The sequence below is a fragment of the Streptomyces sp. NPDC056503 genome, assembly GCF_042794995.1.
GTDB lineage: Bacteria > Actinomycetota > Actinomycetes > Streptomycetales > Streptomycetaceae > Streptomyces.
Map to the genome: position 1 here is coordinate 12,503 of NZ_JBHTST010000154.1, position 6,964 is coordinate 19,466.

A 6,964-nucleotide genomic window follows, 5' to 3' on the forward strand; every position below is an offset into this window, starting at 1 on the left:
GTCTCCACCGGCCGGCGCCGCCGAGCCCGGGCCGGCCGGGGCCCCCCCCCCCGCCCCGCCCGGCCCCGATGGCCGTGAAGCCCGACCCGTCGTGAAGCCCGACCCGCCGTGAAGCCCGACCTGCCGTGAACGCGGCCAGCCGTGAAGAAGGACGACAAGACGTGACCCTGACGAGCGCGGACCCCGTCACCGACGGGCCGGGCGCCGTGGCGCTCCTCGACCGGACGAGGACCGCCGTCGACCCCCAGCTCCGCTCCACCGTCGAGACCCTGCCGGGCTCGATACGCCGTGTGGCGATGTACCACCTCGGCTGGGAGGACGCCGACGGCACCCCCGTCGCCGGCCAGGCCGGCAAGGCGATCCGCCCCGCCCTGGTCCTCGCCGCCGCCCGTGCGCTGGGCGCCGAGGAGGCCAGGGCCGTGAAGGCGGCCGCGGCCGTCGAGCTGGCCCACAACTTCACCCTGCTCCACGACGACATCGTCGACGAGGACCCGACCCGCCGTCACCGGCCCACCGCCTGGACCGTCTTCGGCATCCCCGACGCCCTCATGGCCGGCGACGCGATGAACGCGCTGGCGCTCCGGCTGCTCGCCGAGGACCCGCACCCCGCCTCCGCCGCGGCCACCGCGCGGCTGGCCGCCTGCGTCATCGAGCTCTGCGCCGGCCAGCAGGCCGACTGCGCCTTCGAGGCCCGGGGCCCCCGCGAGGTCACCCTCGACGAGTGCCTCGCCATGGCCACCGCCAAGACCGGCGCCCTGCTGGGCTGTTCCTGCGCCCTCGGCGCGCTCTACGCGGGCGCGGGGGAGGAGGAGGTCGCGGCGCTGGACTCCTTCGGCCGTGAGGCCGGGCTCGCCTTCCAGCTGATCGACGACCTCATCGGCATCTGGGGCGACCCCGAGCGGACCGGCAAGCCGGCCGGCGCGGACCTCGTCGCGCGCAAGAAGTCGCTGCCCGTCGTCGCGGCGCTCGCCTCCGGCACCGCCGCCGGCGAGGAGCTGGCCGAGCTGTACTCCCGTACGACCCTGGACGCGCGGGCCGTGCGGGCCGCGGCCGCCGCCGTCGAGCGGGCCGGCGGGCGGGACTGGGCGCAGGCCCAGGCGGCCGAGCGGATGGGGCGCGCCGTCGAGCACCTGGCGCGGGCGGTGCCGGACCTCTCGGCGGCCGGGGACCTGCTGGCGCTCGCGGAGTTCGTGACCCGCAGGACCCGCTGACGGCTCCTCCCGCTTTCGGGGTTGCGCGACCACTACAGATGAAGCACTATGTCTGTCGTGGTCGCGTTCGCGGTCACGCCCCCGAAAGAACCAGGACCCGGTTTGCGCAAGCTGACGTACTACATCGCCTGCTCCATCGACGGTTTCATCGGCGACCCGCAGGGCGACGCGACCTCCATGTACTCCTTCGTGAACGAGGAGTACCAGGCGTGGATGAACGGCGAGTACCCGGAGACCATCCCCGCCCACGTGCGGGAGGCCATCGGGATCGACGCCGACAACAAGCACTTCGACACCGTGGTCCAGGGCCTCGCCTCGTACCGGATCGCCCTGGACGTGGGCATCACCAGCCCGTACGGACACCTCCGCGAGCTCGTCGCGACCCGCTCGCTCACGGAGTCGCCCGACCCGAACGTCGAGCTGATCGCCGACGACCTCGTCGGCCGGATCCGGGAGCTCAAGGCGGAGGAGGGCGGGCTCGGCATCTGGCTCTGCGGCGGCTCCGCCGTCGCCGGCGCCCTCGTCGACGAGATCGACGAGCTGGTCATCAAGACCTACCCGCAGGTGTACGGCTCCGGCATGCCGATGTTCGGCGCCGACTTCGAGCCCCGCGACTTCGCGCTCGGCGCCGTCCGCGCCTTCGACAACGGCGTGCTCGTCCGCACGTACACCAGGAAGCGGTAGCGGGCGGTCCGCCGCGGGGCGGCCTACCCTGGAGGCATGGGTGACGAGACGCCCCGCACGCTGAGGGACCCGCTGGCCACGCCGCCCTGCCCGGGCTGCGGACACCCCCGCGCCACCGTCGCCACCCGGCACAAGGTCCTCGGCGCCTGGGTGCCCGAGTGGCAGGTGCAGCCCTGCCGCAACCCGGACTGCCCGCTCTACGAGGCGGTGGAACCCGACGGCACGGAAGCCACTACCACGCAGGTCACCGGCAAGAACGGCGAGAACGGGAGAAGTCCGGCCACAGGGTGACCGGCCGCGCGCCGGAGCCGGTCATACCGCTACAGTCCGCGCATGTCATCGGAGTCGACAGAAGTCTGGACCGGCTGGTACCGGGACCGCCACGGCGCGGAAGCGATCGTCATCACGGCCGACGGCGGGCACGTCGCCGTCCGCGTCAGGGGAATCGAGTACACGGGCGCGAGCTTCGCCGCGCTCACCGCCGCCGGCGAGGGCGGGGAGGTCCTCACCGGGTGCGTCCTGGAGTGGGACCTGCCGCTCCCCGTCGTCACCGGCGGTGCCACCCAACAGGCGACCCTCGGCTGCCTGCTCACCCTCGGCGAGCGCGCCGACCTCAGCCTGACCCTGCACTACGGCGGCACCGCCTTCGAGGCGGTCGTCGCCGGCGGCGACTTCGAGGCGGCGCTGGCCCGGCTGCGCGGCCAGCTCCCCGAGGGCGCCGACTTCGGCCGACGGCTCCTGTCGGCCGTGTGACGACGGCGCCCCCGGGAGGGGGGCGCCGCCGCCGTTACCACCTCCGGCCCTCGGTGCCGGTCAGCCCTTGAAGGCGGAAGCGAGCCCGTAGCGCCACAACTGGTCGACGCGGGCCCGCTCCTGGCTGTTCGGGGTGGCGTTCTGGCAGGAGGTGCCGGGTCCGCCGCCCGACATCAGCTCGCTGCACGGCCCGCTGTAGTGGTCCGGGAGGCCGAGCACGTGCCCGGTCTCGTGGGCCGTCACGCGGGTGGAGTTGTACTGCTGGTTCTGCCGGTAGTCGAGGAAGATGTAGCCGCCGCCGTGCCCGTCGGTGCTCGCGTACGAGCCCCGGGAGTCGTTCCCCTCGTAGTAGCGGAAGTCCGGGTTGGAGCCCTCGACGAGCCGCACGTTCACGACCGAGCTGTTCCATATCTGCGTGGAACGGGCGATCTGGGTGCGGAAGGTGGGGGCGTTGGCGGCGCTGTAGACGACGGTGACGGCCGCCGTGGCGCTCGGGGCGGCGGCCCGCTTCTCGGCCACCGACTTCATGACGGCGTCGAAGAAGGCCTGGTTGGCCTTGGCCTCCTCGGCGGAACCGGCGTAGCCGGCATACGCCTTCACGGTCGTGTCGGGCGCGGCGCCGGCCGGGGCGGCGGCGCCGAGCGAGACCGCGAGACCGAGGCCGAGGGCGGCGGTCAGGGTGCGGGTGAGGACCTTGGGGTGTCGCATGGGGGGCTCCTCCTGATCGGGGTCGGGAGAGAGTCTCGGGGCGCGAGAGCCCGCCGGGAAGAATGCCACTCCCCGATAACACGACCGCATCACCGCCTTCTGCGGTCCCCAATTAGCGTCATTTTCATGGCAGTTGAGCCGATCCGGACGTCTGGTGCGGGACCGGAACCCCGCCCTACGCTCGGGGCATGGAGCTGGAGGTGAGACACCTGCGCGCGCTCTGCGCCATCGCGGACACCGGCAGTCTGCACAAGGCGGCGCGGCAACTGGGCATGAGCCAGCCCTCCTTGACCACCCAGCTGCGCCGCATCGAGAACGCGCTCGGCGCCGAGCTCTTCTCCCGGGGCCGCACCGGCTGCCGTCCCACCGCGCTCGGCCGTTCCGTCCTCAGCCGGGCCCGCCCGCTGGTCGCCGACATGGCCACCCTCGTCACCGAGACCCGCGCCGAGGCGGCCCGCGCCGACGGCCCCCGGCTCCGGGTCGGCTCCACCGCGAGCCGGGCCCTCCCGGGCTGGCTGCGGCGGCTGCGGACCCGCTTCCCCGGCACGGACGTCGGCCTGCGCGTCGACGTCTCCGCGCAGACGCTGCTGCGCGAGGTGGCGGCCGGCCGGCTGGACGTCGCCTTCGTCCACGAGGTGGAGGGCTGCCCCCTCCACGTGCCCGACGGCCTGGTCCACCGCGTCCTCGTCGCCCGCGAGCCGCAGTTCGTCTCCCTGTCCCCGGCCCACCCGGCCGCCGCCCACCCCGTGGTGGACCTCGCGGACCTCGCCCGCGACCACTGGATGGTCGACCCGACCGTGGACGGCGAATGGGACGGGCTGCGCCGCGTCCTGGCGGCCGCCGGCATCGACCCGCCGCTCCTCCACGGCGACTACCACACCGCCACCTCCCTCATCGCGCTCGGCGAGGCGGTGGCCCCCTGTCAGCCGACCTCGGTCCCCCGCGAGGACCTGGCGGTCCGCCCCCTCCGCGGCGACCCCCTCGCCGTCCGCCTCACCCTCTACGCCCGCCCCACCACCCCCCTGGCCCCCCTCCACGCCGCCCTCGCCGACGCCTACCGCGAAGCGGCCCACCGGGCCGCCCCCTACCGGGCCTGGCTCCACGCCGGCGGCACGGCGCTCCCCTGCCTCCCCGACGTCCCCGCATGACGAAGGGGCCCCGCCGCTCGTGACGGCGAGGCCCCTTCGAGGGAGGGCGAAGGTCAGGCCTTCTTGGTCTCCCAGAAGATCCGGTCGATCTCGGCGATGAGCTCGAGGGCCTTCTCACCGGTCTTCGGGTCGGTGGACGCCTTGGCGGCCGAGAGGGCCTTCAGGGTGTCGTTGACCAGCTGGTTGAGCTCGGGGTACTTCTCGAAGTGCGGGGCCTTGAAGTAGTCGCTCCAGAGCACCGAGACGTGGTGCTTGGCGAGCTCCGCGCGCTGCTCCTTGATGACCGTGGCGCGGGCCCGGAAGTGCGGGTCCTCGTTCGCCTGGTACTTCTCCTGGACAGCCTTGACGGACTCGGCCTCGATGCGGGCCTGGGCCGGGTCGTACACGCCGCAGGGGAGGTCGCAGTGGGCGCTGACCTTGACCTTGGGGGCAAACAGGCGGGAGAGCATTGAGCCGTCCTTCCTCGTGATCGTCTTCTCAAGTGGGAGATTACTCGGTGAGAAGGGCGTTTTCGCGAGCGCCCCCTGGGGCTTAGGTCAAAAGTCCGGGGTTCGACCGGGACTCGTGTACGAGTCGACGAGGGGAGCAGGAGTGGAGCGGGAGGCAACCGCGGCGGCCGAGGCGCCGTTCGGGATCGCCGAGGTGACGGGGGTGTCGATGGTGCCGACGCTGTTGCACCGCGATCGGCTGCTCGTGCGGTACGGCGGGTGGGTGCGGGTCGGCGACGTCGTCGTGCTGCGCCATCCGCTCCAGCAGGATCTGCTCGTGGTGAAGCGGCTGGTCGAGCGACGGGACGCCGGGTGGTGGGTGCTCGGGGACAATCCGGGAGCCGAGGGGGACAGCCGGGTCTTCGGGGCCGTACCGCCCGAGCTGGTGCTCGGGCGGGTGCTGGCGCGGTACCGGCCGTCGACGCCGGGGCGTCAGCGTTCGGCCGGGGTGGTGCTCTCCTGGCTGTTCTCGGCGGTGCGGCCGGTGAGGTCGGCCCGTTCGGCCTCCAGGCGCTTGCGGGCCCGGTAGGCGGCCACGTTGGCCCGGGTGGCGCAGCGGTCGGAGCAGTAGCGCCGGGAGCGGTTGGTGGAGGTGTCGAGGTAGGCGTTGCGGCAGGGCGGGGCCTGGCAGAGGCCGAGCCGGTCGGCGCCGAACTCGGTGAGGTGGAAGGCGAGCCCCATCGCGGAGATCGCCGCGTATCCGGCGGTCGCGTTGGACGAGTGGTCGGCGAGGTGCATGTGCCAGCGGGGCCGGCCCTCGTCGTCGAGGTGGTCGTGCCCGGAGATCTGCGGGCTGACCGGGAACTCCAGGAGGAGGGAGTTCAGGAGGTCGACCGCGCCGGTGTGGTCGCCCTCGTCCGCCGCCGTGAAGACGGCCCGCAGCCGGGCCCTGATCGCGCGGAAGCGGGGCAGGTCGGCCTCGGTGACCCGGCGGGCCATCTGCCCGGCGGGTCCGAAGAGTTCCTTGACCGCTTCGACGGTGGTGAGGCTGTCCCTGCCGCGGGCCGGCTCCTCGGTGTTGACGAGGCGCACGGCGTAATCCGAGTAATAGGCCAGTTCCACTTGTAGTCCTTACGGTGGCGGGCTAGGGTCGGCGTCGAGGGGGTAACCGGTGTTTCCCCTCTGAGGGTATTACGTTCTCGGGTTTTCTGTGGCGTCGACGACGGAGGGTACGGGCATGGGCGACACCGACTGGGCGGGCTGGCAGCGGAGCTGGGACCGTCAGCAGGAGTGGTACATGCCGGACCGCGAGGAGCGGTTCCGCGTCATGCTCGACATGGTCGAGGCACTGGTGGGGCCGGAGCCCCGCGTCCTCGACCTCGCCTGCGGTACGGGAAGTATCACGGACAGGCTCCTCGACAGGTTCCCGGGCGCGGTCTCCACCGGCGTCGACCTCGACCCCGCCCTGCTCGCCATCGCCCGCGGCACCTTCGAGGGCGACGACCGCGTCACCTTCGTGACGGCGGACCTCAAGGACCCGGAGTGGACGAAGGCGCTGCCGTACGACGCGTACGACGCCGTCCTGACCGCCACGGCCCTCCACTGGCTCCACAGCGAGCCCCTGGCCGCCCTGTACGGGCAGGTCGCCGGGCTCGTGCGGGAGGGCGGGGTCTTCATGAACGCGGACCACATGATCGACCCGGCCACCCCGCGGATCAACGCCGCCGAGCGCGCCCGGCGGCACGCCCGGATGGACGAGGAGAAGGCCGCCGGCGTCCTCGACTGGGCCGAATGGTGGGCGCTCGCCGCGAAGGACCCGGTCCTCGCCGAGCCCACCGCCCGCCGCTTCGAGATCTACGGCGAGCACGCCGACGGCGACATGCCCCCGGTGGGCTGGCACGCCGACACCCTGCGGGCGGCCGGCTTCGGCGAGGCCCGGCCGGTGTGGTGCTCGCCCTCCGACACCCTGCTCCTCGCCGTGAAGTAGCCGCGGGAAGCGGAGAGGGGCGGTACGGGCTCGCGCCCGTACCGC

At 73.2% G+C, this 6,964-nt stretch carries 10 protein-coding genes; 7 read left to right on the top strand and 3 right to left on the bottom strand.

Annotated elements, in window-relative coordinates:
• Nucleotides 1-161 precede the first annotated feature (161 nt).
• The 4 genes from ACFQ8C_RS31940 to ACFQ8C_RS31955 all read left to right on the top strand — a co-directional run bounded on the left by ACFQ8C_RS31940 (nt 162) and on the right by ACFQ8C_RS31955 (nt 2,648).
• Complete coding sequence (locus tag ACFQ8C_RS31940; protein WP_383464396.1) at nt 162-1,211, top strand: family 2 encapsulin nanocompartment cargo protein polyprenyl transferase; 1,050 nt, start codon at nt 162-164, stop codon at nt 1,209-1,211.
• A gap of 102 nt (nt 1,212-1,313) precedes the next feature.
• Nucleotides 1,314-1,895 carry a dihydrofolate reductase family protein gene (locus tag ACFQ8C_RS31945; protein ID WP_383464399.1) on the top strand — a complete coding sequence of 194 codons (582 nt, stop codon included), beginning with the start codon at nt 1,314-1,316 and terminating at the stop codon, nt 1,893-1,895.
• Between the two features lie 36 nt (nt 1,896-1,931).
• Nucleotides 1,932-2,186, top strand: coding sequence for a hypothetical protein (locus ACFQ8C_RS31950; protein WP_383464402.1), 255 nt, complete (start codon nt 1,932-1,934; stop codon nt 2,184-2,186).
• A gap of 42 nt (nt 2,187-2,228) precedes the next feature.
• A complete protein-coding gene (locus ACFQ8C_RS31955) occupies nt 2,229-2,648 on the top strand; it encodes a DUF6304 family protein (RefSeq protein ID WP_383464405.1) in 420 nt (139 codons plus the stop codon).
• A gap of 60 nt (nt 2,649-2,708) precedes the next feature.
• Here ACFQ8C_RS31955 and snpA read toward each other — a convergent pair whose 3' ends face one another.
• On the bottom strand, nt 2,709-3,356 hold the full coding sequence (snpA, locus tag ACFQ8C_RS31960; protein WP_383464408.1) for a snapalysin: 648 nt from the start codon (nt 3,354-3,356) through the stop codon (nt 2,709-2,711).
• 188 nt (nt 3,357-3,544) lie between these two features.
• Between snpA and ACFQ8C_RS31965 the strand changes: the two genes are divergently transcribed.
• Nucleotides 3,545-4,504 carry a LysR family transcriptional regulator gene (locus ACFQ8C_RS31965; RefSeq protein ID WP_383464411.1) on the top strand — a complete coding sequence of 320 codons (960 nt, stop codon included), beginning with the start codon at nt 3,545-3,547 and terminating at the stop codon, nt 4,502-4,504.
• Nucleotides 4,505-4,557: 53 nt separating this feature from the next.
• On the opposite strand, the gene sodN is transcribed toward ACFQ8C_RS31965, so the two are convergent.
• Nucleotides 4,558-4,953 carry a superoxide dismutase, Ni gene (sodN, locus tag ACFQ8C_RS31970; RefSeq protein ID WP_030207400.1) on the bottom strand — a complete coding sequence of 132 codons (396 nt, stop codon included), beginning with the start codon at nt 4,951-4,953 and terminating at the stop codon, nt 4,558-4,560.
• 142 nt (nt 4,954-5,095) lie between these two features.
• Between sodN and sodX the strand changes: the two genes are divergently transcribed.
• A complete protein-coding gene (gene sodX, locus ACFQ8C_RS31975; protein WP_383464414.1) occupies nt 5,096-5,521 on the top strand; it encodes a nickel-type superoxide dismutase maturation protease in 426 nt (141 codons plus the stop codon).
• Here sodX and ACFQ8C_RS31980 read toward each other — a convergent pair.
• A complete protein-coding gene (locus ACFQ8C_RS31980; RefSeq protein ID WP_383464417.1) occupies nt 5,425-6,054 on the bottom strand; it encodes a CGNR zinc finger domain-containing protein in 630 nt (209 codons plus the stop codon). The two genes, sodX and ACFQ8C_RS31980, sit on opposite strands and share 97 nt — an antisense overlap.
• 115 nt (nt 6,055-6,169) lie before the next feature.
• Between ACFQ8C_RS31980 and ACFQ8C_RS31985 the strand changes: the two genes are divergently transcribed.
• Entirely contained in the window at nt 6,170-6,919 is a 750-nt protein-coding gene (locus ACFQ8C_RS31985) for a class I SAM-dependent methyltransferase (RefSeq protein ID WP_383464420.1), read from the top strand.
• Nucleotides 6,920-6,964: the final 45 nt, after the last annotated feature.